The sequence below is a fragment of the Blautia caccae genome (genome assembly GCF_040095955.1).
GTDB classification, from domain to species: domain Bacteria; phylum Bacillota; class Clostridia; order Lachnospirales; family Lachnospiraceae; genus Blautia; species Blautia celeris.
Genome location: NZ_JBBMFP010000001.1, coordinates 100,254 through 125,897 on the forward strand (window position 1 = coordinate 100,254; position 25,644 = coordinate 125,897).

Consider the following 25,644-nt stretch of genomic DNA (forward strand, 5'->3'; position numbering starts at 1 on the left):
CAGCCATATACCCACATATTTTCCTTGTTGCTCCCAATATTCTGTGCTATGCTTTTTATCAGAATGATTTAGTACGGGGCGCAAATCGTTAAAATAGTTACAAACACGCCCCTGGAAAGGCGGGGAGCATATGAAATTACCAGACAACTCTGATATGGATCTGAAGGAGCAGAAAGACCACGGCACAGCCTCTTTCCCCTGCGGCCTCTATGAAATCTTCGAGGTCACAGACTGGGAAGGGGTAAAACATCACTGGCATGACGAGGTAGAAATCCTGTATTTTATGAAGGGCGACTTCGAACTGGATGTCAATATGGAGACTTATCACATACAGGAGGAGTGTTTTTATTTCATCAATGCCGGGGATCTGCATTCCATCCATCCAAAGTCCGCCTGCCTGGAATCTGCCGTGCTCTTTCACCCTCGCATTTTAAGTTTTGACAATTATGATATCGCCCAGAGCCGTATCCTCCAGCCCCTGTTAAAGAAAAAACTCTTTTTCCCCCTGTGTCTGAGTCCTAAGGACCCCGCCTTTTCTGCAGTCAAAAAAGAATATCTGGATATTGTAAACGTATTTTACCAGAGTGGTTCCTACCTCTCCAAGGAAGGGCAGACGGTGACGGAAGACCTGCCCTCCCAGCTCTTTATCCGGGCCGGCCTCCTGAAAATACTGGGTATTCTGGCAGGTGAGGGACTGCTGACCACACAGGAGAAAACCGATGATTACAGAGTGGAGATCATCAAAAATTCCCTGGCATACATCCATGAGCATTATCAGGAAAAATTCTATATCCACGACCTGGCCCGGCAGGCAGGCATGAACGATCAGTATTTCTGCCGCTTTTTTAAAAAGGCCATCGGCAGGACGCCTGTCACCTATATCAATGAATACCGCATCGGCCGCGCCATCACCCTGCTCCAGGACACGGAGCTGCCGGTCATGGACATCTGTCTGGACTGCGGTTTCAACAATCTTGGGAATTTTCTTCGGGAGTTCCGTAAGAAGACCGGCTCCACGCCTCTGCAGTACAGAAAAACTTTCCGCAGCGAAAAGTCATAATTTCGTAGTTTTTAATCAAATATTCGTAAGACAAACCGTGTCAAATGTCAGTATAATAATCCTCGTCAGGCGGCAGAAGAAAGCCGCCAAAAATCAGATCGATCATACGGAGGTATATTGAACATGCAAAGAAAATGGTGGCACGGCAAAGTGGCATATCAGATTTATCCAAAAAGTTTTTATGATTCCAACGGAGACGGCATCGGTGATCTGCCGGGCATCATCAGCAAGCTGGACTATTTAAAGGATTTGGGTGTGGATATCATCTGGATTTCCCCCATCTATGCATCTCCTTTTGCAGACCAGGGTTATGATATCTCGGATTACTATAAAATCGACCCCTCCTTCGGCACCATGGAGGATATGGACCGCCTGCTGAAAGAGGCAGAAAAACGCGGTATGTACATTCTCATGGACCTGGTGGTAAACCACTGTTCCGATGAACATGAATGGTTCCAAAAGGCCTGCGCGGACCCGGACGGGGAATACGGCAACTTCTTCTACATAGAGGACAGAAAAGAAGGCGAACTGCCCTGCAACTGGAGAAGCTACTTCGGCGGCTCTGTGTGGGAACCCCTTCCCGGACGCCCGGACAAGCAGTACATGCACGTGTTCCACAAAAAACAGCCGGACCTGAACTGGGAAAACGAAGCCGTCAGGGAAGAGGTTTACAAAAACATCAACTGGTGGCTGGACAAGGGCCTTGGCGGGTTCCGCATTGACGCGATCATCAATATCAAGAAAAAGCTTCCTTACAAAGATTACCCGGTTGACCGCGAAGACGGATTGAGCCTCATTGACAATATGCTGGAGGATGCCACAGGGGTTGGTGAATTCCTGGGCGAAATGCGTGACCGCACCTTCAAGCCCCACGACGCGTTTACGGTAGGTGAAGTGTTCAATGAAAAAGAAGAGGAAATCCCTGATTTCATCGGAGACAACGGCTACTTCTCCTCCATGTTTGACTTTGCTGAAACCTCTTTCGGCAAGAGTGAAAAGGGATGGTATGACTGTAAACACATCACACCGGATGACTACAAGAAATGCTGCTTCCACTCCCAAAAGCGCGTAGGTGACATCGGATTTTTGTCCAACATCATTGAAAACCATGACGAGCCCCGGGGTGTCAGCTACTATATTCCGGAAGGTGACTGCTGCGATACCAGCAAGAAAATGCTGGCTGCCCTGTATTTCATGCTGAAAGGCCTTCCTTTCATCTATCAGGGACAGGAGATCGGCATGGAAAACCTGGGTGTGATCCCACTGGAGGAGGTTGACGATATCAGCGCTCTTGACCAGTACCACGTAGCACGGGAGGCCGGATATTCTGAGGAAGAGGCGCTGAAGATCATGGCAACCTACAACCGTGACAACGCCAGATCTCCCATGCAGTGGAACAGTCGGGAGAACGCCGGCTTCACTACAGGTAAACCATGGCTTATCCTCAATCCCAACTACACAGAGATCAATGTGGAATCCCAGATCCATGATGAAAATTCCGTGTACGCTTTCTATAAGGCACTGATCGCCCTGAGAAAAGATCCGGAATATCAGGAAACCGTAGTGTACGGGGAGCTGGTTCCCTATCTCGAGGAGCGCCACAACCTTATGTCCTATTTCCGCAGAGGTGACAAGGACCTGCTTGTGATCGGCAATTACCAGAAGGAGGAGCAGACCATAGAACTGCCTGCTGCCTGCAAAAAGGTCCTGATCAACAACTATCCTGATATGAACCTTACAGATCATTCCATAACCTTACACGGCTACCAGGTATTGGTGCTGGAACTGGAGAAATAAATGTAACGGTTGGGTACCCTCACAGTTACGGGCAGACCTGCTGATTCGTTACAAATAGGTTTCCATTTCCGCTGCATCTATGATAAAATAACCCCATAAGCCCAAGCGGTACATCCGCCGGCTCTGAATACGATCAGGGGGTTTTACCTATGAGAGAAAGCGGAATTTTACTTCCCATATCCAGCCTTCCGTCAGGCTACGGAATCGGCTGTTTTTCAAAAGAAGCCTATACATTTGCGGACCAGCTCGCATCTGCCGGGCAGAAATACTGGCAGATTCTGCCTCTGGGTCCCACAAGCTACGGAGATTCACCTTACCAGTCATTCTCCACCTATGCAGGCAATCCTTACTTTATTGACCTGGAGGTTCTGATCAGCGAGGGTGTACTTTCGCAGGAAGAATGCGACGATGCTGACTTCGGCAGCGATCCCAGGTCTGTGGACTACGGAAAGATATACAAAGCGCGTTTTAAACTGCTCCGCACAGCATACGAGCGGAGCAATGTATCACAGAATCAGGATTTTCTGACTTTTTGTTCCGATAATTCCTGGTGGCTTGAGGACTATGCGCTCTTCATGGCAGTGAAGAATTTCTTCGGGGATGAATGCTGGGACCAATGGCCGGAGGATATCAGAAAACGTTATGGATATGCCCTGGACTACTACAGGGAAAAACTGTATTTTGATATCGAATTTTACAAATATATGCAGTTTCAGTTCACCTGCCAGTGGCAGAAGCTGAAATCCTATGCAAACCAAAAGGGCATCCGGATCATCGGGGATATTCCCATCTATGTTGCCTACGACAGCGCTGATACCTGGGCACATCCGGAGCTGTTCCAGCTTGACGAAGATAATGTGCCCGTGGCTGTAGCCGGCTGTCCGCCCGATGGATTCGCCGCAGACGGCCAGCTCTGGGGCAATCCTCTTTACCGCTGGGATTACCATAGAAACACCGGATTTGCCTGGTGGATGGAACGTCTCTCCTACACCTTCCGGCTCTATGACGTGGTGAGAATCGACCATTTCCGGGGATTTGACGAATATTTTTCCATTCCCTACGGAGACACCACCGCCTGGAACGGGCACTGGGAAAAAGGCCCCGGCATGGAAATTTTCAACAAAATGAAGGAAGTCCTTGGCTGGAGAGATGTCATTGCCGAAGATCTGGGATATGTGACCGATTCTGTGCGCCATATGGTCTGGGAAAGCGGATTTCCCGGCATGAAAGTGTTTGAATTTGCCTTTGACACCAGGGATACGGGATGTGCCAGTGACTACCTGCCCCACAATTATCCTGAGAATTCCGTGGTCTATACAGGCACCCATGACAATGCCACATTAAATGGGTGGTACCAGGATATTTCAGCGAAGGAAAAGGAAATGCTGCGTGATTACCTGCACGACTACACTACTGCAGACAGAAGTCTGTACTGGGAGGTCATCTGCCGGGTCATGGGAAGCTGCGCACGCCTGTGCATCATCCCCATGCAGGATTACCTGGGCCTTGGCAATGACTGCCGCATGAACACCCCGTCCACTCTGGGTGAAAACTGGAAGTGGCGGCTCCTGCCCGGTGAATTTTCGCAGGATTTACAAAACCGGATACGGAAAATCACAAGAATTTATGAAAGGTAACAGATTATGACGCAAAAAGAACGCATGCTGAAAGAAATGCTCTACTACCCGGCAGATACCGTGCTTACCGAAGAGCGTGCAAAAGCAAAAGAGCTTTGCTATGACTTTAACCAGTGCCGCCCTTCCCAGGGAGAAAAAAGAGTTGCCATTTTAAAGGAACTGCTGGGAAAGACCGGAGAGAATGTCTGGATGGAACAGCCCATCTATTTTGATTACGGCAGCAACACAGAAGTGGGTGAAAACTTCTTCGCCAATGCCAACTGTGTGATTTTAGATGTCGCTAAGGTGACCATCGGAAAAAATGTTATGTTTGCCCCCAATGTCTCCATCTACACTGCCGGCCATCCCCTGCACCCGGAAACCAGAAATTCCGGCTGGGAATATGGTATCGGAATATCCATCGGTGACAATGTATGGGTAGGCGGCAATGTGGTGATCAATCCGGGCGTGCATATTGGAAACAATGTGGTGATTGGCTCCGGCAGTGTTGTCACAAAGGATATCCCGGACAACAGCGTGGCCGTGGGAAATCCGGCCAGAGTCATCAAAGAGATCACGGATGAGGATAAGAAATATTATTTCAAAGACCGCCTCTTTGAGACCGGCGGAGAGATTACAGAATAAGCATAAAAAGCCCGTATCATAAGGCTGCATTACGGCAGTCTTTTGGTACGGGTTTTATCGTTCCGGAAGATCCGATGTCTCTTTGGATCAATCCAGGGGTATCTTCAGGATAAAAGAAAGCATTTCGTCTTCTAAGGTACAGGTTATCTCGCAGTTTAGCTTCTGCACCATTTTCTTCACCATCGTAAGGCCCAGTCCTGTCCCGGAAAGGTGTTTATTGCGTGACTGCTCTCCCACATAGTATGGATCCCATATTTTCTCCAGATCCAGGTGTTCCTTCCGGCACTCATTTTTTATAGTGAAATCCACCTGTCCGGCGCTTTTCTGCAGGGTGATCCATATCTTATGACCGGAAGCGTATTTTACGGCGTTTGTGATCAGGTTGGAAAAAACAGATTCCATCCACTCTCCGTTTGTTGTCACCACAGTCTGCGCTTGGATATCCGGGACAAATTCCAGATTCTGCTCTTTCGAAAGCGGCGTGCAGGATTCCAGGATATCCTGCAGCATGTCACTGAGATCATATGGTTCAAGGGATGGCTCTTTTTTCTCAATGCGGGTCAAAAACAGCAGCCTGTTTATCATCCGGTCCATCTGACTGCTCTGCTGCATGATCGTGTCCAGAAAGGTGCCGTCATCCAGACCGTCTTTTATCCCGTCTGCATAGAGCCTGATCAGGGAAACCGGCGTTTTCAGATCGTGGGCGACATTGTCCAGAAGCTGTTCCATCTGTTCCTTTTTATTCTGCAGGGATTTCTGGTAGGCCGTGATCTGGTTTCCCATGGCATTGAGATTGGCGGCTGCCCTCTCCAGCTCATCATTCGTATGGATCTCCAGCGGATGAAATTCGTTTCTTCCCATGGAGGCAGCAAAGGCATCGAATTGTTTCAGCGGCGCGGTCACCCTTCTCACCAGAATAAAAATAAACAGAAGAGACAGTAAAATGGTAAGGAAACTGATGGATACCGTACATGCGTTCATAATCCGGACCGCATCTTTTATATCAGGAAGGATCATGGCAACTGAAAACAGTCTGGAGTCTCCGGCAGCGTATTCCACAAGCAGACTGTAATTTAATTTTTCCTGGCTGTAGAGGCGGATTCTGTTCTTCCCGCGCATCACCTCTTTGTAATCTTCTTCCCACAGCCAGAACTTCTGAAACCCAACACCTTTTACCTGAAAAGCATCTCTTATTTCATAATTGATCATCTCATTGTCCGAGCTGCGGCTGTCTGCGGATACGGCTATCACTTTATTTTCCGCCTCAATTTCCCGAATTGCCTCTTCATAGGGTACGCCGTCATCCACTGCTTCCATGAGCCTGCCGCAGATCTCAGAGAGACTCTTTTTTTTCTGGTGCAGATAATATTTATCCACAAAACCGGCGTTTAACAGGGCTGATGCACAGGTGGAAACAGACAGTATGACAAGAATGCCTGCCATGAATTTTTGTGATAGCTTATTCATAAGCTTCCTCCATCCTATAGCCTGAACCAAAACTGGTTTTGATGCAGGAATCACCGATCTTTTTTCTCAGACGCCGGATATGCGTATCCACGGTCCGCACATCCCCTGCGTAATCCATCCCCCAGACGCTGTCCAGAATCTGTTCCCTGGACAGGATCATGTTCTTATTCACGAGAAAATAATGAAGCAGATCGTATTCCTTTTTCGTCAGATCCACCTTCTTTTGGTCCATCCGCACCTCATGAGTCTGGGGATTCAGGGAAACCGCTCCGCAGCGCAGGATGGATTCCATATTGCACAGTTTTTTTATGCGCACCAGCAGGATTTCCATATCAAAAGGTTTCCTGATATAATCGTCTGCCCCTGTGACAAGGCCCTGCAATTCACTGGCTGCTGCTGACTTTGCGGTGAGCATGATGATCTTCACCGGAATTTTCATACGGCGGATCTCCCTGCACACAGAAAGTCCGTCTCTTCCGGGCATCATCCAGTCTAAGATCATCAGGTCCGCCCCATCCGTTTCAAAATAATCAAGCGCGTCCTCCCCGTTAAAAACAGTCTGCACGGTGTACCCCTCTCTCTCCAGATACAGCTTTAAAATACGGCTCATATTTTCATCATCTTCTGCGATCAAAACCTTCATGTGTTCTCTCTCCCCAATATTCAGATATAAATTTCAAACACTGTGATCTCCGGAACCACACCAAAGCGGGCGGAAATATGGGTAGTCCCAAGTCCGGTATTTACATACAGCTTCTGTTTCCCCTCCTCTCCCACCCGGTACATCCCTCCGCTGTATTTGGAGGAGAGGGAGGTCGCTGCCACGGCCCTTTCGTTTACAAAGGGAAGAAACGGAATCCTGACCTGCCCTCCATGGCTGTGCCCGCTTAAGATCAGTGGATGACCGCTGTCCGGAAACGTCAGGACGCTGTCCGGCTCATGGGTCAGGAGGATCTTAAAATCCGCCGCGTCCGTTCCGGTCATATCCGGCATGGACGGCTGCCCCAGAAGAGCATCATCCAGACCTGTAAACTGTATTTTTTTCCCGTTCTTCGTTGTAATGAACATACGCTCATTTTTAAGTAATGTAAACCCCGAAAGTTCCATGATCTCCTGATATTTTCGCACCGCACCGCCGCCGTAGTCCCTGTTTCCCCATATGGCGATCTTTCCATATTCCGCATGCAGCTTTTTCAATTCGGAGATAAGGTGGCTGTCATCGCTGTATTTTGCATAATTATCATATAAATCTCCTGTAAAGACAACAAAATCCGGTGACAGGCGATTGCATCTCTCCACTATTTTCTCCAGATTTTTGTATGTGAAGTCCTCCTTTATATGAATATCTGAGATCTGAACGATCTTTACAGGTTCTGCACTGCTTTCTTCTGCCCCCATGGCAAAGGTATTGACGCTGATCCGGAACGGTTCAATCCGAAATGCATAGAAGATACAGCCTGCGGTCAGAAGAAATAACAGACAAACGGCGAAAATCAGTTTCTTTAATATTTTCATAATTCTTTTATACTCCCTTTCTCAGTATGGAATCAAATCGTTTACTTCATCCATCCTGTTAAAGGATAAAAAAGAGTTGTGACAGCCATGTTACAAAAAACGGCATGGAGGCCATAATTACTTATGAATCTCCATGCCGTGGTCTTTAAGCTTCTTGTTATGCTTTGACGGCCCAGCGCATTTTTGTAGACCTTGCACGTGGATTTCTTCTGCATTCCTCTGCGGACGGCCGGATCACTTCTGTGGATACTTCCCTGTATACACCTGCTTTGCAAAGCTGCTTGAAGGATTTTTTCACAAGCCTGTCCTCCCCTGAATGAAAGGTCAGAATAGCCGCGCGGCCGCCCTCTGCCAGAACATCGGGCAGCTTCTCCAGGAAGGCTTCCAGCACCTCAAACTCGCTGTTCACATCAATCCTGAGTGCCTGGAAGGTTCTCTGGCAGGATTTTTTCACAGCCTCCTCCCGCTCCTTTTCGGGTACACGGCAGAGTGCTTTTTCGATGATTCTGCGAAGCTGTGTGGTGGTGGACACCTCATTTCCTTTTTTTAATTCCTGCATAACAGCCCTGGCGATCTCCTCTGCAAAAGGCTCGTCTGAATTTTCTACCAGCATTCCCTCCAGTTCTTCCTGGGTCACTTCCTTAAGGCGCTGCGCAGCGGAGACACCCTTTTGGGGGTTCAGCCTCAGATCCAGAGGCCCGTCCGTTTTGTAAGAAAATCCTCTGTCCGGATTGTCTATCTGCATGGAGGAAACACCCAAATCCGCCAGAACAAAATCAAACTTTCCGGCCTGTTCTGCCACCTGGTCAATATCAGCGAAATTTTTCTGTATGATGGTAAGTATCTCAGGGCCGTATCCTTTTTTCTGCAGCCGATCTCTCGTCTTTTCCATCTCAATGGGGTCCACATCCAGGGCATAAATATGGCCTTCTGCCTGCAGGCATTTCAGCATTTCCGACGTGTGTCCGCCGTACCCGAGGGTTGCATCCAGACCTGTCTGCCCCGGCTGTATCTGCAGAAAATCCAGGATTTCCTTTACCATAATGGAAATGTGCATTCCGGCAGGTGTACTGCCTTTTTCAATGACCTTTTGGATGGTATCCGCGTATTTCTCCGGCTGCAGTTCTTTATATTTTTCTTTATAATTTCTTGGATGGGTGCCTTTATAGCGGACACGGCGCTTGTGCTGCTGTTCTTTCTTTTCCATTGCTGCTGCTCCTTTTATATACAAAATGGGGAACTGTTCCGTTCTCCCGGCTGCTGAACCTGTCTTTTCCTTATTTTGTCCAGCTATGGCTCCGGGTCTTTACGCTCTCCCCTGACTTGACTGCGCTTTTTATCATACAGTCAAGATACTGGTCCTGACAGGCTTCCTCCAGGGAATAGAAACTCTCACCACCGCATACATACTGATGCATTTTCCAGACAGTATCTGCTACGGCAATTTCCTCGTCACTGAGTCTCGGCCTTCCGAATGGATTAAGGTACAGCCATTCTCCGGCTGCCTGGATTCCCTCTATGACCGGAGCACCAAGTCCCTCGTCTATACCGGAACCGCTTCTTGTCATATTGTATTCCACCGGTGTTTTGTAATCTTTCAGACAGCGGACGGTATTGTTTTCTATTTCCCCTCTGTCACCTCGGATCAGCACTCTGCTGCCCCGGATTTTTGAAAAATACTGTTCTTCCGTAAAATCAAACACGCCCCATTTGCCGCCAAAATCAAGCACTGCAAACTGCTGTCTGTCCTGTATGATCTGCTCTTTCTCAGGATATCCGGCGCGTCCCGGGCCTTCCACAATGGGATTGGCAAATTCCCATGCCCGAATCACACAGTTTTCAAATCCCACATCCAGATATTTTCTGAGCAGGCTGACACCGTGATATCCATGGCCCACGGAAATCTGTGCCTGTGTCACACGGCCGATCCTTCCCGACTCAATGACAGCCATCCTCGCCATATGGGCGGGCCGCAGCCAATACTGCTCTGCGAACTGCACTCTGGATGGGTCCTCGATTCCGTGATAATACTCCTCAATGGCATCTGCGCAGTTCAGCGCAAATGTCTCGCTGAGCACATAAAAGCCCAGATCAGAAGCCTTATTAAGCATCGCCGGCATCACATCCGGGGAGAGGCACATGACCACAAATTCCACCTCTTCCCTGCACTTGGCAAGCGCATCCAGGTCAGGCAGAACTTTAACGCCCCATTGACGCTCCAGCCGTTTTGCTTTTTCCGGATTCCGCTCCACCACAATGCTCACATGAAAAAATTCCGGAAGCTCTTTTGCCGCCCTCAGGAAAAATTCAGCCCTCCATCCGGCGCCCACAATACCAAATACTGCTCTTTTCATACCCATCTCCTCCTACAGAATCTCACAGAACTCGATTCTTTCTCTGTTCGGCCCTTCAATGATAAAAAATTTGATTCCTTTTTCCCAAAAAGGAAGACTGTTGATTCCCGGGGTCAGCATGGTATATCCCTCCTGTTTCATTTTCTCATACAGCTCTTCCACATGTTTTGTGTCAAGCGCAAAATGATCCACACTGCCGTCACGCTCCGACGCGGCACCATTTTCATATATTTCCAGTGTTAAATTTTCATATCTCAGGAAGGCCACAGTCTCTGCCCCGTTTTTTACCTGATAAATATTTTCAAATCCCAGTTTTTCATAAAACTCAAGACTTTTCTTTATATCATTTGTGGGAATTCCAATATGCTGCAGTCCTGTAACGTAATTTTTCATCATATGCATTCTCCTTTTCTTATGTGATGCCTGTACTGTTTTCTTATACTATTTTCTGGCGCAACCCATCATGCCCGGCATTCTGCTGTGGGGCAATCGTGTAGTTTTATACTATCATAATTCGGGGAAACTGGCTATCAGAATTCCTCTGCCCGTCATATAAAAATATATGTAACTGTCCGGTCGGGTCCTTCGCATTTTGTGCACTGACCGTACATAAGAATAACGGAAGCAGATATCTGCCCCGAGGCAAAGCGTTTTTTCATAGGCAAATGCCGCGAATGCTTCTGACGGCCGGATGGTTACAAATATAATTGATGATAGGGTTTGTCATATGCCGGATATGGCATAGAATTGTAAGACAGGGATGCTGCAGGCAAATGGCCGCAGCATCCTTATATGATAATTTTGAAACGCCGTTTAGATTTTATCCATTTCTTTTATAAACTCTGCAACTGACTCCGCGCGTGCCGCCAGCTTCAGATATTTTGAAAGAATATCCGTATCCTGTTCCTCCAGGATTTTGCTTCTGAGTTCATCCGGTATCATACCTGAATCCTGCAGCAAAAGCAGGATAGATTCCGCTTTGCCCAGCGCTTTACCTTCTGCTCTGCCCTCCACTCTGCCTTCTGCACGTTCATCCTTCAATAACTCTTCCAGCAGCATAAACTTCTCCTCCATTTCCCGGCTGCTTCTGATATACTCCATGGACTTCTGGATCTTTCTGATAAAGCTGTCCTGGTAGTCCCGGGTACTGTCTGCCTCGCCGGCTCTGACAAATTCAAGAAATTTAACAAGTTTTTCAGGCACCTCTGCCGTATTGTTTCCGCATGTGCTCAAAAAAATAGTAGTGCTTCCGTCTGCAATGGATAAGCCTGTCTCCGCGCAAATGTTTTGAAAAGTATAGCGGTACTTTTTCTGCCCGAATGGGTCAAAATCGCAGATAAAAATCACATAGGCCGCAGGAAGTTCCCTGTAGTCTTCTCCGGTCAGCAGCAGTTCCATATCCATTTGGCTGTGATAATATCGGGCTCTTTTTCCCAGATGGGATTTTTTTGCCACCTGCATTTCCACATTATAGTGGGTCCTGTTTTCATCCCGGGCGATAATGTCAAGCCGTATGCCCCGGTATTCCGGATGGTAGATCATGCTTTTCTCTTTGCTGATCTCCACCTTCTCGATTGGAAAGCCTACAGCTAATTCCAGAAAATCACGGCAGATTTCCTCATGCACCATAACTGCACCGAACATAAAATTATCCTTAAATAAAAGTTGTGCCAGTTTTCTGTTTTGATTCATATATAACCTCCGCACAGACAGAGGAATTCTGTTTTGATTATAGCACAGTCTGTTTTATTACACCATATAAAAATCAGCATTTGCAGATTGTGCACTTACAGTTCACATATCATATGAAAAGCACCTGAGTTTGAGATGATACCTGTAAAGAAAGGGCACCTGTCAGCTAAATTTCTTGATTTACATATAAATCCCAAGATTTTTTTCGGAATTATCTGTAAAAATAGGAGGATTAGCAAGCAAATCCCCTAAGATTACATACCAAACCCCCAAATTTTTTCGGAATTATTCGTAAAACAAGCTAATAACTTGATTGAGCTCTTTGAAATTACATAATAAAATTAGAGATTTCTTTCAAATTATCTGTAAAGCGGGAAAAAACCGTAGTCAGACTCCTTAAGATTACATACGAAACCCAAAGTATTCCTTCAAATTATCTGTAAAGCAAGGAAAAGCTGCGGCCGTTCACATGCTATTGTCCCGGGAGGTGTTTTCAGACCGAGGGCATGAAAATTCCGAGGCGGCCAGCGCGATATGGAGCAGAATGCTCCATATCTGTGCATCGCGAAGCAAATTTTAATGACTGAATGCGTAACGGTTCAGCTTGTCTGGACGGTTACTCATTTTCAAACACACTCCAGTCCTCTCGCAATGGAAATATTACTTACCTCCATGGTGCCGTCTGTGACAAATATGCTGAGTGCATCCCCCGGCTTTTCATAAACTCTGCTGTTAAGAGCCACACCGTTCACATACAGAGTTACAATAGTATCATCCAGTATCATCCGCACATGATAAGTCTCCCCTGCCCGAAGCGTGATCGGGCGTTCCAGGCCGATGTTCATGCACCCAAACCAGGGCCAGTTGGGGTTCTTTTCAAAGACATATCTATTCTCCCCTACAGGGAAAATAAACTGGTAAGACTGCGCTGTCTCCTCCTTTTCCAGAACACGGATTCCAAAAGATCTGGTTCCCTCCCCGAAGGTAATATCAGCCTCAAAAGAATACAGATCACCGCATGTCTCAGCAAGCACTTTCTCTGTCCTGGCATAGGGACTATCCAGTTTTACATCGGAAATGTACTCCCGCTCCCCAAATGCATTCCATACAGTTTCCGGTATTCTTACGCCAAGAGTTCCATCCTGGCGCTGGTATATCTCGTGTGCCACAAAGGTTCCCGCCCACTCAAAGTTCTTCCTGTCATCACCGTCTTCCTTTGTGGGAACCCAGCCAAAGAGTATCCTCTGCCCATTCAGGCAGAACGTCCTTCCGGCATAATAGGCCCTGCCGTCAAAGGCATCATCCAACGGAGCGATCCAGGGCCCCTCAAGACTTCTGCTCATGCGGTAGATGATTTTATTTTTGTCACTGTATTCAGAGATGATATGATACCACCAGTCTCCTATTTTGAACAAGTCCGGCATTTCATGCATGGTGTATAGTCCGGGTGCCCAGAAATCTCCCTGGAATTCCCAGTTTTTCAAATCTTTTGATGTAAACTTTACAGTGCGTCCTGTCTGTTCTGTCTTAGGCCCGATTTTACGTGCCCCCAATATAAGCAGGTATTCCTGTGCCTCCTCATTCCAGATGACAAAAGGGTCTCTCCAGTCATCCGGGTCATATCCCTCCTGAGGACAGAAGGTAAGCGCCTCCTGTGTCTTTGTCCAGTGATACAGGTCATCACTCACAGCATGCATCAGCACCTGGGACGCTTTTCCCTGTGCCGGATAATCCCTGTTGTATCCTGTATAAAAAATGTGAAACTTTCCTTCCGCTTCAAACACACTTCCAGCAAAAATAAACTGGTCCTGTTCCTCATCTGTTCCCCTGGGCACTGCCACACCGCAGTCCTGATACGCTACAAAATCCGAGGTAGTCGCCAGGTCCCAGCCAAAGGGTTCGCCAAAGGGCCCCGGCTTTCTGGTATCTCTCTGATGGTAAAGGAAAAATTTGTCCTTATAGCCAAAAGGCATGCAATCTCCAAACCAGGTATCCGGGAATTGATAGTAAAGCTTGTTCATAATAAAATCCTCTCTTTCTAGCCTTTGACAGCACCGGCTGTCAGTCCGCTTAACATATATTTATTGGTAAAAAAATAGAACAGGAATGTAGGCAGAACAGTTACCGTGATGGCAGCAAAAGTCGCACCCCAGTCCGTAGTTCCCATAAATCCCACAAAATCATTCAGTCCCAGTGTCACTGTTTTCATATCCGTAGAACGTGTAAAGGTATAGGCATTGATAAAATCATTCCAGGTAAAGACTCCCTGCATGGTAGCCACTGTCAGGATAGAATTGGTTGACATGGGGAAAATGATCCTGAAAAATGTCTTCATAGGTGTACATCCGTCTATAATGGCTGCCTCCACAATCTCATCCGGCAGAAATTTGCTGAATGAGTAAAAAAGCTGGATGGAATAGGAAAGAGAAAACGCGATCTGCGGCAGTATAATAGCAGGATATGTATTGAGCATATTCATCTTGCTGAAAATAGTAAACAACGGAATCAGCGCTACCTGAAACGGCAGCATCAGTCCCAAAAGAAAATAGGATAATATTTTCTTATTCCCTTTAAATCGGATCTTACTGAGAGCAAATCCCGCCATAAAACTGATCAGAAGCAGCGGAATCAGCACCCCAACTGTGATGATGATACTATTCTTAAAGTAAGTCAGCATGGGACTTGTGGTGAATACTTTTATATAATTGCTGAAATTGATCGCCCCAGGAAGCGCATAGGAGGCCAGGTGCCGGAAATCCTCCGTTGTCTTCATACTCGACATGATCACGTAAAAGATGGGATATACCTGGAAAACCAGCAGCAGCGCGGCTGCAAGCACTTTGCATCCGGTAAAGATATTTTTTTTTGTCCTCATATTCATGCTTCCTCCCCCCTTTCCGTAACTCTTCTGAATACAAAGCCAACCAGCAGACAGATCGCCACGATCGCCATGGCGACTGCGCTTCCGTACCCGTATTTCATACTGGAAAATGCCTGCTTATACATATATGTGGACATCAGCTCCGATGAATTTCCTGGCCCGCCTTTTGTCAGAAGGAAGGAGATATCAAAGGAACGCAGAGAGCCGTTCAGCACCAGAACGCAGTTGGCGATGATGACGGGTCTGATATACGGAATTTTCACGTGCCGGTATAGCTGCACCACATTGGTACCGTCCATGATCGCAGCCTCCTCCAGTTCCTTCGGAACGCCGATAAGTGCGGCATAAAATATAACCATATAAAGCCCAAGATACTTATACCCCTCCACAAATGCCGCAACAAGGAGGGAAAGTGAGTCATTGGATATCCATTCCATGTAAAGAAGATTCTGATCAAAAAAACCAAGCACAGAGTTGATGACCCCCGGCGGTGTCACAGACAGCAGCTTTGTGAATATCTGGCAGATAGCCACTGAGGAGATTACTACCGGCACATAATACAAGGTCTGCAGCCCTGCCCTAAACTTTGTCACTCTGCTCAAAAACACGGCAAACAGCAGCCCGCCGAACACCTGGATCAGAACACAGATGACGGTATAGAGCAATGTGTGGGCAACTGTCGCCCAAAAAGTCGGGTCATTTGTAAAAAGCTGTATGTAATTCTGAATCCCCAAAAAATTCTTTTCTCCCACTCCGCTCCAATCAAAAAGGCTGTAGTATCCTGCCCAGACAACAGAGACTACCACAAACAGGGTATACACAATAAAGGCGGGCAGCAGGAACATCATGATCACTTTTTTACGTCCAAACGATTTTTGCATAATATCTTCCTTTCTCTGTCATATGCCGGGAGAAAATGTTGCTGTCCATTCCGTGAACCGTTACCGAAAAATCTCCTTATTTTGGCATTTACAGGCAGAAAATGAGACAGGCGCCTGATATTTAAATTGCACCTGTCTCCTGCAATTCTTATTTACTGTTATTGATGATGAACTGGTCTGCTGCCGCCTCAAATTCTTCAGGTTTTTCTTTACCCTGTGCTAATTTCTGCTGCTCATCCACCAGGTTTGTCAAGGTAGCGGAATCCAGCTTGTCATCCCAGGATACCCAGGCGTCCGTTGCTGTCTCAAACAGTGGCTGCAGATCGTAGAACATCTGATCTAATCCCTCAGGAATCTCATCATTGAACGGCGAGAACACCTTTGCATCGTTATAACAGGAGTCAGAATAATTTTCACACATATACTGGAAAAATTCTTTCATGGTATCATCATAGGTCTGGGCATTGAAGGCTGTACCGAATCCGCCGTGAATAGGAATATTTGTCTCCATATTCTCCTGGCCTGCCACATCCGGCACCGGGAAGAATCCCAGCTCACCTTTGCTGTACATGTCGCTTGCCTGTGAAATCTGACCGGAGCCGCTGTACCACATACAGCCCGTGCCGCCAAAGAACAGGTCTGTAGCTGCCGTGTAATCTGTGCTGAGAAATCCTCCCTGGAAATAACCTTCTGTTCCCAGTGTATACAGCAGATTCACGCCTTCTTTTGCCGCTGTGTTTTCAGAAAATGTTTCTTTCTTCCCAATGTAGTCCATGATAAACCGGTCTTTCGTCATGCGCCATGGTGCAAAAGAGAGATATCTCATAAGCTGCCAGTTCTCTTTTCCGGCCACAATCAGCGGAATTTCTTCCTTCTCTTTCAAAGTCCTGCAGACATCCAGGAAATCGTCCCATGTCTCAGGCACTTCCAGGTTATATTTTTCAAAAATATCTTTCCTGTACAGGAAGAATTCACAGTTCAGGCTTTCCGGAAACAGATACACATTGCCATCCTCTGCATCTTTGAAAAAGTCATACACAGCTCCGTTCATATTGTCTTTCACCCCAATACGTTCCAGCTCCTCCCCCACATTCACAATCGCATTTATATCTTTTGCTGCTTTGGAGAGAGCGCCGTTGGCGCATCCGTAAATATCCGGCAGCGCATTGCTGTTGATGTAGAGCTGCAGCTTTGTCACATAGTCTGCATCACTGCTGACAAGCTCAAACTCCGGAGCTTCCAATCCTTTTTCCTCACTGAACTCCGTCAGCAGTTTCTTCAAAATAATGTATTTTGTGGATGTCTCACTGCATCTGAGGAGCGCTGTTATCTTCCTGCGTTCACCCGATGATTTTTCTGATGCATCTGCTGCCTTCTTTCCTGTCTCTCCCGTCTGGGAGCTGCTTTCCCCTCCGCATCCTGTAAGTAATGTGGAAAATGCCATTACTCCGGCCAGTGCCAATGCTGCGATTTTTTTTACTTTCATATCTTTCCTCCTTTGAAATACCGGTTTGTGTATCTCTTTTATTGATACTCATATTATAAATTTACACGCGAAAAATCTATATGCAAAAAAGTGGTAAAAACCGGACATACGGAAACAAAACAATAAAAAAAATGCACACACTTTATTATAAGTGTGCACATTTTTCCTATATCCTGCGATATACATTGGGAGTCACTCCGTATTTTTTCTTGAATACCCGTATGAAATAACTCAGGTCATGGTAGCCTGCCATTTCCGCTACCTCGTATATTTTATATCGGTTCTCTGAAATGAGCTGTTCTGCCTTTACAAGTCTGCAGTCCAGCAGGATTTCCAGAAAGCTTTTCCCTGTATTGTTCTTCAGCAGCCGGTTGATATATGTCTTGCTGATCTTAAAATACTCGGAAAGGGAATCCAGGGAAAGGTCTTCCCTGTAATGCTCTTCAATATATGTTAAAATACGCTGTGCGGTCTGCTGGTTCCTGTCCAGCTTGACACCCCTGTTCTGGTCCGCCAGAAAACCCAGTGACTTTTTCAGATATTCAAGCAGTTCACGGCGTGTATGGCAGGAATACATCTTCTCAATACTCTCTGTCAGAACAGAAGTCCGCTCCACAGCGGTCCGAAACTTCTGGGATTCATTTCCCAGATACTGAAAGCAGCTGATGAGCAGTTCCATAGCCGCATACCGCATGACATCCAGCTCCTCACACCCCTCAAAGATCTGCCCGGCAAAATTCCTGGCAGTCTCAATATTTCCCCTTGCAACTTCTGAAAAAAGCCGTTTTCGTTCCCCCTCCGTGATATTCCAGGTATTCATCTGCACATCTGCAACATCCGTATACTCCAGTATACTGGAATCCTCTCCCATGTACACACACTGTTCACAGGCCTCCACTGCCTGTTTGTAAGACATGTTTACAGAGTAGGGATCTGTCTGTGCAAGGCTGATCCCGAATGAAATATCCCCCATAGTGATATCCTTTATATTTTTCTGTATCTCTTCACAGGCCTGCACACAGTGGCTGACACAGTCTCTTCCGTCCATGGATTTTGGATAGACCACAATGAAACAATATCCCAGGGTGTCTGTCTCGGAATATACCTGTACACTGGTCTGCCTCAGAAATTCCTCACAGATATTACACACCACAAAATCATACAGGCCCGGCTCCAGATCCGCTGTCTGCCCATCCCCGGCGCTTGTAATGCGGGCATAGACAAAGACGTGCTGTTCCATTCTGATATTGAGAAGCTCCATGCGCACAGCCATGTCAGCCGGATCGCGAAACCTGCCGTATATTAAATCAGAGATAAGCTTGCTTCTAACCATGGGCAGTGTCTGCTGGTACTTTTTTCTCATTTCCGAATAGTCTTTTTTCTGCTTATTGCGCAGGCGGATGCGGCTGCAGACTTGTTCAATGACTGCATGCATCTCCCTAAAGTTCACAGGCTTCAGCAGATATTCACAGACACCGATGCGCAGTGCCTGCTGGGCAAACGAAAAATTATCGTACCCGGTCAGCAGGATGATCTCCGTATCCGGGCTTTCTTTTTTTACCTGCTCTGAAAATTCCAGCCCGTTCATGCCCGGCATTTTAATATCACTCAGAATAATATCCGGATGGTGCCTGGCCGCAAGCTCCAGCCCCTCCGCGCCATCCTCCGCGCTTCCCACCACACAGCAGCCATACATCTCCCAGGGAAAGGAACACAAGCCGTCCAGTATTATATATTCATCATCAAGAATCAGGACTTTCAAATCCATTTTCAGGCCTCCTATCCGCTAAATTTTCTGCCCGCGCGTAAACTTCATCTGTACTCATCTGGAACGGAATCCGTATTGTGATGCATGTCCCTTCTCCGGGACTTGACTGGACAGCCAGCCCATACCCTTCCCCAAACAGATATTTCAGCCTCTGATGTACGGCATAGACCCCCAGTCCCGTATGGGCTGTATTGATATTCTGCCTGTCCGCGCTGCCCGGCTCCATGAGCAGTGCCTTCCTTGTCTCCTCCGACATACCCACTCCGGTATCTGAGACACAGATCAGAACCACATCGCCGTCTCTGTGCCCTTTCACTGTGAGCTCCGCCTTCTCTCTGCTCACTTCAACACTGTGGACAATGGCATTTTCCACCAAAGGCTGAATGGTGAGCTTTGGAATAAGCTGCTGATAGATTTCAGGGGCTATGTCAAAGACCACTTCAAAGCGGTTGCGGTACCGTGTCTTCTGTATATAGAGATAATCCTTTACATACCGCAGCTCTTTTTCCACTGTGAATACAGCCTCCTTGTTGCTGATGCTGATACGAAGCAGATTGCTCACGGCACTGACCATATCACAGATGTCATCCTTGCCCTCTTTATGTGCCATCCAGTTAATGGTATCCAGGGCATTGTACAGAAAATGAGGATTTATCTGTGCCTGCAGGGCTTTGAATTCCATTTCTTTATTTAAAACACGGCTGTGTGCAATCTCTTCCAGCAGTTTTTCCACCTTTTGGATCGTAGAATTGAACACCTGATTCATCTCTCCGAATTCGTCTTTCCTCTCCTCCTCCAGGCGGACTTTGAAATCGCCCTTTGAGAACTTTTTCAGTGCCCCCACTGTACTGGTGATCGGACGGACAAGAAAGTAAGACATAATGACTGACAGGGCCAGACTCAGAAGAATACCCAGTACTGCCGCCACCGCGGTTCCTGTCTGCAGAGGCATAAGGGATTTACTGATTTCTTTGTCAGGAAGGATTCCTATGGTTTTCCATCCTGTATACTCTGAGACCTGGTATATCACCTGATAGGGCGCACCCTCAATTTCATAACGGAAGGAATCATCCCATTTTACAAATAAGTCATCCGCTTTGTCTGTAAGCTCTGATTTTTCCCCCAGGATGATCTTGTTGTTGTCATCCAAAAGAATAATTTTACCCGAAGACGCGAAATCCACATTGTGCTGGATACGCTCCAGAGCGGAAAGACGGATGGATGTGCGCAGGATTCCCAGAGACTGCATGGAGAGAATATCTTTGATCTCCTTCACCACCTGCAGATTCCCGCTGGTACCGATATCATTAACACATACAATAGCACCCATGCGTTCCCGGGCCGTCTGCTTTAATTCCTCTGTGTTCGGCAGATCCGGTGCCTGATAAAGAATCGAACAGAAATATTCTTTTCCGTTTTCTCCGTATATCTCCATATCTTCCATATGGATACTGTTGAACATCTGGACCATCAGACGTTTTAATTTTCTGGTTCCGCTGTAATATCCTTCCTCGTCCTCCCCCGGTTTTCCGTATATCAGCTCTTCCTGTACCGTTGGGTTAAATGCCAGATAGTCCAGCTTATTGTAAACCAATTTCATGAAGGAATCGTAATTCTCTGAAATCTGCTTAATGGTCTCCTCTGTCTGCATCACAGTCTTATTCAGGATAATATCAGATGCGATATAATATGTAATCCCTCCAGAGATCAGAGAGATCAGCAGTGTGACCAACAGACAGGAAAGAAACATTTTGTTGAAGATCTTCATGTTTTTCATTCTTTTTTTGATATGCGGTATCATGTTACTGTCTCACCTCAATACTCTTGCCGCCTTCAGCCTTGCCCTGGTATCCTCCAGCATTTTCAGTTCCTCCGCTGTCATATCTTTCTGTGAAAAGATTTCAGCCATACGGAAATGTTCCAGCGCCTTGTCCTCCTCTTTTCTGGACAGGGCGATGACGGACATGCAGCATTCCCCCACCGAACGAAGCCAATAGGTACCGAACTCATCGTAGATTCTGGCGCTCTTCTGAAAATACCGCTCTGCCTCCCCATAGTTCCCCTGCAGATATAAAATATATCCGTAATCCTCATAAAACAGATCCAGGCTCTTTGTCACGCGTTTTTCCTGGCAGAGACAGATGGCTTTCTCCATGATCTTACCGGCCTTCTCATACTCCCCGCGCCGCCTGTAGATCAGCGCCAGATAGTCATAGGCGCCTGCCACATTAAAATAATTGGCCCGTTTCATCTTCGGGCTTTCAAATAACTGGATGGAGGAGAGCAGTAGATTTTCTGCCTTGTCATACTCTTCTTTCAGGATATTGCAGTATCCCTCCAGCCGCAGCAGTACCCCTCTCTCCCTGGCATAAGCCTTCAGGTTCTCTGTGGATTTTGCCTCCTTCAGATACTTTTCCATCCACTTGACACTGCCCTCCTTCAGGCCAAAGCAGATCAATTCCACGTATCCCTTGAGAAGCATATCCGTCCGTTCCAGCTCCCTGGCGCGCCTTATCATCTCCTGGATATACACAATCCCCTGCTTACGCTTGCCGTCACGTGTGAGCGAACGCCCTGCCAGGAAATCAAGGACCATATGCAGCTCCTCATAATCCCTGAAATCCACCTCATCCTCCATGGCTTCCAGGCGCTGGGTATACTCGTCCATATCCTGATAAATGCGTTCCCTGTCCAGCCTTAAACTCTTTCTCGTATCTTCATCATTGACCACCGTAGGGAAAAATTCATCGTAATAGTCCAGCACATACTGCAGATTCATAATATCATAATACAGCTTCTCATACTCGCAGTCTGTAAAACTGTAATGATACCGCAGTTCGGACAGATAAAAATATACCCCTCTGTTCTTCTGGTATATCTTTTCATAATACCGGATTGCCAGCTTGTGAAGTTCCAGCCGCTTAAACTGGGAGGTGCGTTCATATATCATGTCCCGCACCATTTTTTCCCGTATTTTCAGCATCCTGTGCTTTCCCGCGCCGGTCTCGGAAAGGAGCCTTCTTCGCATGAGAAAATCCAGGATCTTCATCACCTTCACGGAGTTTTCTTCCAGCATACTGCTAAGCTGCTGTACATCGGTACCGTGCTCCATCACAGACAAATACTCCAGATACTCGTATTCCTCCTGCCTGAATCCGGAAAACAGCCTCTCCAGTGTCCTCTCCGTCTCCGGCAGAAACTGAAAATTCTCTTCTGCCCCTACACGGATATTTTCCGCCACATCCTTCAGAAACCTCAGGTTTCCGCCTGTATATTCATAGATGCTGTGGGAGGAGAGTTTTTCCGGAAACTTTTCTCCCAGGGCATCCACCAGATATGCTCTGCTTTCCTCCTCCGTCAGATGGCGGAGTCTCACCACCCTCACCCGTGACACAGATTCCAGGCGTGCCAGAAGCTGCGGCTGTGCCTGAAAATTTGGGCAGTATTCCATTAATATAAAGAAGTCTCTTCTGTAACGCTCAAAAAAACAGGAGATAAGCAGATTGAGACTCTGTTCATCTACGGATTCCATGTTCCTCAGCAGCAGAATATAATTGCCGTCCTTTCTCCTGACCGCCTTCATCATGATCTCCATCCGGTTCCTGTAACAGATATCACTGTTTCCCCCGAAGAATTCCATATTCTCCTGGGGAAGAGCAATACGGCATCTGTCACAGATCTGCTCCATCACTTTCTCCAAAGCCAGATATCTGACCTGCTGGTCTGAAACCTGGAACTCCACGGAGATCACCCTTGCGTTCTCCATACTCTCAATAAACGTTTTTAAGACCATGGATTTCCCCATGCCTACACTTCCGCAGAGAATGCAGATATCCGCCTCCTCCCTGCGGCTGTATCTGAGATACTCCTTGGAGAGCTCTGCCACAGCCTGCAGATGGCCGCCGTAGAGAGAGCCGTCCCCTTCCTCCCTGCGCCGTTTGCGCATGAGCAGGATTTTTTCATACTGGTCCTTTGTACGTGGCTCCGGCTCCACTCCCACATCCTTCTTCAGATTCTCCGCAAACCCGGTATAGACCAGTACCGCCTTGTTATAATCCCTGCGCGCCGCATAAATCTGCATCAGCGCACAGCAAGCCCTCTCCTGATAAGGGTCCAGGAGCAGTATTTTCCTTGCATATCCCTCCGCCGCAGTGTAATCCTCTCTCTCCATGCATTTTTTCATGGCAGGAAGAAAACGGTCCACAAACAGCTTCTCATACACATTCTGAATACTGCTCACCCACTTTTCAAACCCGACACAATTTTTCAGATGAAACTTATCTAAAAAGCAGCAGTTCTCCATCTGCAGCAGATATTTTTCACCATTGTCCATGAGAAATACATCGGTATCCCTGACAATCTCTATCTCCGGGTCCAGCTTGATATACTCTTTCCCCATGGTCACAAGAACACCATCCCCCAACAGTGTCCGCAGCTTATACAGGCTGTTCCGCAGATTTCGCCTGGCTCCCTCCTCACTTTGCTCCTCCCAGAACAGGGCTGCCAGCTCATCCCTGGAACAGCTCTCATTAAAAAGAAGATATAATAGCAATGCCTGAATCTTTTTCTGCGGGATCACCACCCTGACCCCGTCCCTGATGATCTCCGGTTTTCCCAGAAAATGAACCGTAATTTTCATTTTTCCTGTTTTCCCCTTTGCTGATATATAGTTTATGTCACTGGAACATATCTGAAATATCTGCCTTACATTATATCTGAATTTTCGCATTCCGTAAAGAATTCATTGAATCGTCATCCTGAACATCTCCTCCTTTTTCACTTTTTCCTGTTAAAACTTTAATTTGCATGACATGTCAAGTCAGAAAGTGACGATAAACTGACATCTGTTGTCTATAATAAAAGAAAAGCGTGTGAAGTTTATAGAAAAACCACATATAAAAAAGAGGAGGATTTTTTATGCAAACAGTAGTAATAACAGGGGAAACACTGACGCTGGACGAATTGGTGGCAGTCTGCCGTTTTGACGCTTTCGTGGAACTGGACAAGGAGGCAGTGGAACGCATCCGTGCATCCAGAAAAATCATTGATGACTTTGTAGAACGCGAAGAAGTCGTTTATGGCGTTACCACAGGATTCGGCAAATTCAGCGATGTTGTCATTTCCAAAGAGGACTGTGTACAGCTTCAGAAAAACGTGATCATGACCCATGCAGTGGGAGCCGGAGAGGCATTCCCGGCAGAAGTAGTCCGCGGCATCATTCTGCTCCGTCTGAACAATCTGGCAAAAGGCTTCTCCGGTGCACGTCTCGAGACAGTGGAAACCCTGGTTGCCATGCTGAACAAACATCTGCACCCCGTCATTCCGCAGAAAGGCTCTCTGGGTGCCAGCGGCGATTTGGCTCCGCTCTCCCACATGGTGCTTCCCATGATGGGCATGGGGCTTGCTGAATATGAGGGACACATTTATCCGGGCAGAGAGGCCATGGAAAAAGCAGGAATCCCTGTCATCAACCTTCATGAGAAAGAAGGCATTGCGCTGATTAACGGAACACAGGTCATGACCGCTGTGGGAGCCCTCACAGTATATGATGCCATCCGCCTGATCAAATACGGAGATATCGCGGCAGCCCTCTCCTTTGAAGCACTGAACGGTATCACAACAGCACTGAAACCACAGGTCCATCTCACCCGCCCGCACAAAGGCCAGATCGACACCGCCCGCATTTTAAATGAACTGCTGGAAGGCAGTCAGATGACGACAGAGCAGGGCGAGCTTCGCGTACAGGACCCATACACCCTGCGCTGTCTGCCCCAGATTCACGGCGCATCTAAAAATGCCCTGAATTACATTATTGACCAGATAGAAGTGGAAATGAACTCGGTAACAGACAACCCGATCATCTTCCCGGAGACCCAGGAGGTCATTTCCGGCGGAAACTTCCACGGACAGCCCATGGCTCTCACCTTTGATTTCCTCGGTATCGCTGTCGCTGAACTTGCAGATGTGGCAGAACGCCGTATTGAGCGTCTTGTAAATCCGGCCCTCAACTACGGACTTCCCGCATTCCTGGTAGAGGGCGGCGGACTGAATTCCGGTTATATGATCGTGCAGTATTGTGCTGCTGCCCTGGTATCTGAGAATAAAATACTGGCTCATCCGGCCTGCGTGGACAGCATTCCTTCTTCCGCCAACCAGGAAGACCATGTATCCATGGGCACCATCTCCGCAAGAACAGCCCGGGATATTGCCGAAAATGTACGTCGTGTACTGGCTATGGAAATTCTCTGTGCCTGCCAGGCAATTGATTTAAGAAGCCAGTCAGATGCCGGTAAAAAGGGTGCGCTTGGAAAAGGAACAAAAGCAGCCTATGACATGGTCCGCAGCAGAATCCCATTCTATGACAAAGACCGTGAGCTCTACCCTGAAATCAATACCTGTGAAGAACTGCTTGCTGATGACAGCCTGCTCCAGGCAGTGGAAAACGCCTGCGGCCCCATCGTCTTTTAAAGAATATAGGAGTT

The 25,644-nt window shown here is 47.2% G+C and carries 19 protein-coding genes; 5 read left to right on the forward strand and 14 right to left on the reverse strand.

The window, feature by feature from the left end; genetic code table 11:
* Window positions 1–130 precede the first annotated feature (130 nt).
* The 4 genes from WMO65_RS00435 (at window position 131) to WMO65_RS00450 (ending at window position 5,118) form a co-directional block, all read left to right on the forward strand.
* Window positions 131–1,060: a helix-turn-helix domain-containing protein gene (locus tag WMO65_RS00435; protein ID WP_148393395.1), complete on the forward strand. Its 930-nt coding sequence runs from the start codon at window positions 131–133 to the stop codon at window positions 1,058–1,060.
* A gap of 123 nt (window positions 1,061–1,183) precedes the next feature.
* The gene (locus WMO65_RS00440) at window positions 1,184–2,857 is read left to right on the forward strand and encodes an alpha-glucosidase (protein ID WP_148393396.1); all 1,674 of its coding nucleotides are present in this window, start codon (window positions 1,184–1,186) and stop codon (window positions 2,855–2,857) included.
* A gap of 149 nt (window positions 2,858–3,006) precedes the next feature.
* Window positions 3,007–4,494 (forward strand): 4-alpha-glucanotransferase, encoded by a 1,488-nt coding sequence (malQ, locus tag WMO65_RS00445; protein ID WP_033140229.1) that lies wholly within the window; start codon window positions 3,007–3,009, stop codon window positions 4,492–4,494.
* 6 nt (window positions 4,495–4,500) lie between these two features.
* Window positions 4,501–5,118: a sugar O-acetyltransferase gene (locus tag WMO65_RS00450; RefSeq protein ID WP_033140230.1), complete on the forward strand. Its 618-nt coding sequence runs from the start codon at window positions 4,501–4,503 to the stop codon at window positions 5,116–5,118.
* Between the two features lie 87 nt (window positions 5,119–5,205).
* On the opposite strand, the gene WMO65_RS00455 is transcribed toward WMO65_RS00450, so the two are convergent.
* From WMO65_RS00455 to WMO65_RS00520, 14 genes are all read right to left on the reverse strand, one after another.
* Window positions 5,206–6,585, reverse strand: a complete 1,380-nt coding sequence (locus WMO65_RS00455) for a sensor histidine kinase (RefSeq protein WP_148393397.1) — start codon at window positions 6,583–6,585, stop codon at window positions 5,206–5,208.
* Window positions 6,578–7,228, reverse strand: a complete 651-nt coding sequence (locus WMO65_RS00460) for a response regulator transcription factor (RefSeq protein ID WP_103733064.1) — start codon at window positions 7,226–7,228, stop codon at window positions 6,578–6,580. The genes WMO65_RS00455 and WMO65_RS00460 overlap by 8 nt, the downstream gene beginning before the upstream one ends.
* 20 nt (window positions 7,229–7,248) lie before the next feature.
* The gene (locus WMO65_RS00465) at window positions 7,249–8,100 is read right to left on the reverse strand and encodes a metallophosphoesterase (protein ID WP_148393398.1); all 852 of its coding nucleotides are present in this window, start codon (window positions 8,098–8,100) and stop codon (window positions 7,249–7,251) included.
* 157 nt (window positions 8,101–8,257) lie between these two features.
* Window positions 8,258–9,307 carry a 16S rRNA (cytosine(1402)-N(4))-methyltransferase RsmH gene (gene rsmH / locus WMO65_RS00470; RefSeq protein ID WP_148393399.1) on the reverse strand — a complete coding sequence of 350 codons (1,050 nt, stop codon included), beginning with the start codon at window positions 9,305–9,307 and terminating at the stop codon, window positions 8,258–8,260.
* Between the two features lie 70 nt (window positions 9,308–9,377).
* Window positions 9,378–10,454, reverse strand: coding sequence for a Gfo/Idh/MocA family protein (locus WMO65_RS00475; protein ID WP_187370667.1), 1,077 nt, complete (start codon window positions 10,452–10,454; stop codon window positions 9,378–9,380).
* Between the two features lie 12 nt (window positions 10,455–10,466).
* Entirely contained in the window at window positions 10,467–10,850 is a 384-nt protein-coding gene (locus tag WMO65_RS00480) for a VOC family protein (protein WP_033140236.1), read from the reverse strand.
* Window positions 10,851–11,267: 417 nt separating this feature from the next.
* A complete protein-coding gene (locus WMO65_RS00485) occupies window positions 11,268–12,146 on the reverse strand; it encodes an Rpn family recombination-promoting nuclease/putative transposase (RefSeq protein ID WP_148393401.1) in 879 nt (292 codons plus the stop codon).
* Between the two features lie 626 nt (window positions 12,147–12,772).
* Window positions 12,773–14,167: a glycoside hydrolase family 32 protein gene (locus WMO65_RS00490; protein ID WP_148393402.1), complete on the reverse strand. Its 1,395-nt coding sequence runs from the start codon at window positions 14,165–14,167 to the stop codon at window positions 12,773–12,775.
* Between the two features lie 17 nt (window positions 14,168–14,184).
* Window positions 14,185–15,021 (reverse strand): carbohydrate ABC transporter permease, encoded by an 837-nt coding sequence (locus tag WMO65_RS00495; RefSeq protein WP_227210227.1) that lies wholly within the window; start codon window positions 15,019–15,021, stop codon window positions 14,185–14,187.
* 2 nt (window positions 15,022–15,023) lie between these two features.
* Window positions 15,024–15,908: a carbohydrate ABC transporter permease gene (locus tag WMO65_RS00500; RefSeq protein ID WP_148393404.1), complete on the reverse strand. Its 885-nt coding sequence runs from the start codon at window positions 15,906–15,908 to the stop codon at window positions 15,024–15,026.
* Window positions 15,909–16,056: 148 nt separating this feature from the next.
* Complete coding sequence (locus WMO65_RS00505; protein ID WP_148393405.1) at window positions 16,057–17,394, reverse strand: ABC transporter substrate-binding protein; 1,338 nt, start codon at window positions 17,392–17,394, stop codon at window positions 16,057–16,059.
* A gap of 166 nt (window positions 17,395–17,560) precedes the next feature.
* Entirely contained in the window at window positions 17,561–19,162 is a 1,602-nt protein-coding gene (locus WMO65_RS00510) for a response regulator transcription factor (protein ID WP_148393406.1), read from the reverse strand.
* On the reverse strand, window positions 19,137–20,930 hold the full coding sequence (locus tag WMO65_RS00515; RefSeq protein ID WP_187370668.1) for a cache domain-containing sensor histidine kinase: 1,794 nt from the start codon (window positions 20,928–20,930) through the stop codon (window positions 19,137–19,139). The genes WMO65_RS00510 and WMO65_RS00515 overlap by 26 nt, the downstream gene beginning before the upstream one ends.
* 42 nt (window positions 20,931–20,972) lie before the next feature.
* Window positions 20,973–23,801 carry a tetratricopeptide repeat protein gene (locus WMO65_RS00520; protein ID WP_033140271.1) on the reverse strand — a complete coding sequence of 943 codons (2,829 nt, stop codon included), beginning with the start codon at window positions 23,799–23,801 and terminating at the stop codon, window positions 20,973–20,975.
* Between the two features lie 278 nt (window positions 23,802–24,079).
* Between WMO65_RS00520 and hutH the strand changes: the two genes are divergently transcribed.
* The gene (gene hutH, locus WMO65_RS00525) at window positions 24,080–25,630 is read left to right on the forward strand and encodes a histidine ammonia-lyase (protein WP_033140238.1); all 1,551 of its coding nucleotides are present in this window, start codon (window positions 24,080–24,082) and stop codon (window positions 25,628–25,630) included.
* Window positions 25,631–25,644: the final 14 nt, after the last annotated feature.

What these genes read in the sequence shown, in the direction of transcription:
- WMO65_RS00435 (WP_148393395.1), top strand. Translation starts at nt 131, where the DNA reads ATGAAATTACCAGACAACTCTGATATGGATCTGAAGGAGCAGAAAGAC.
- WMO65_RS00440 (WP_148393396.1), top strand. Translation starts at nt 1,184, where the DNA reads ATGCAAAGAAAATGGTGGCACGGCAAAGTGGCATATCAGATTTATCCA.
- malQ (WP_033140229.1), top strand. Translation starts at nt 3,007, where the DNA reads ATGAGAGAAAGCGGAATTTTACTTCCCATATCCAGCCTTCCGTCAGGC.
- WMO65_RS00450 (WP_033140230.1), top strand. Translation starts at nt 4,501, where the DNA reads ATGACGCAAAAAGAACGCATGCTGAAAGAAATGCTCTACTACCCGGCA.
- WMO65_RS00455 (WP_148393397.1), bottom strand. Translation starts at nt 6,585, where the DNA reads ATGAATAAGCTATCACAAAAATTCATGGCAGGCATTCTTGTCATACTG.
- WMO65_RS00460 (WP_103733064.1), bottom strand. Translation starts at nt 7,228, where the DNA reads ATGAAGGTTTTGATCGCAGAAGATGATGAAAATATGAGCCGTATTTTA.
- WMO65_RS00465 (WP_148393398.1), bottom strand. Translation starts at nt 8,100, where the DNA reads ATGAAAATATTAAAGAAACTGATTTTCGCCGTTTGTCTGTTATTTCTT.
- rsmH (WP_148393399.1), bottom strand. Translation starts at nt 9,307, where the DNA reads ATGGAAAAGAAAGAACAGCAGCACAAGCGCCGTGTCCGCTATAAAGGC.
- WMO65_RS00475 (WP_187370667.1), bottom strand. Translation starts at nt 10,454, where the DNA reads ATGAAAAGAGCAGTATTTGGTATTGTGGGCGCCGGATGGAGGGCTGAA.
- WMO65_RS00480 (WP_033140236.1), bottom strand. Translation starts at nt 10,850, where the DNA reads ATGATGAAAAATTACGTTACAGGACTGCAGCATATTGGAATTCCCACA.
- WMO65_RS00485 (WP_148393401.1), bottom strand. Translation starts at nt 12,146, where the DNA reads ATGAATCAAAACAGAAAACTGGCACAACTTTTATTTAAGGATAATTTT.
- WMO65_RS00490 (WP_148393402.1), bottom strand. Translation starts at nt 14,167, where the DNA reads ATGAACAAGCTTTACTATCAATTCCCGGATACCTGGTTTGGAGATTGC.
- WMO65_RS00495 (WP_227210227.1), bottom strand. Translation starts at nt 15,021, where the DNA reads ATGAGGACAAAAAAAAATATCTTTACCGGATGCAAAGTGCTTGCAGCC.
- WMO65_RS00500 (WP_148393404.1), bottom strand. Translation starts at nt 15,908, where the DNA reads ATGCAAAAATCGTTTGGACGTAAAAAAGTGATCATGATGTTCCTGCTG.
- WMO65_RS00505 (WP_148393405.1), bottom strand. Translation starts at nt 17,394, where the DNA reads ATGAAAGTAAAAAAAATCGCAGCATTGGCACTGGCCGGAGTAATGGCA.
- WMO65_RS00510 (WP_148393406.1), bottom strand. Translation starts at nt 19,162, where the DNA reads ATGGATTTGAAAGTCCTGATTCTTGATGATGAATATATAATACTGGAC.
- WMO65_RS00515 (WP_187370668.1), bottom strand. Translation starts at nt 20,930, where the DNA reads ATGAAGATCTTCAACAAAATGTTTCTTTCCTGTCTGTTGGTCACACTG.
- WMO65_RS00520 (WP_033140271.1), bottom strand. Translation starts at nt 23,801, where the DNA reads ATGAAAATTACGGTTCATTTTCTGGGAAAACCGGAGATCATCAGGGAC.
- hutH (WP_033140238.1), top strand. Translation starts at nt 24,080, where the DNA reads ATGCAAACAGTAGTAATAACAGGGGAAACACTGACGCTGGACGAATTG.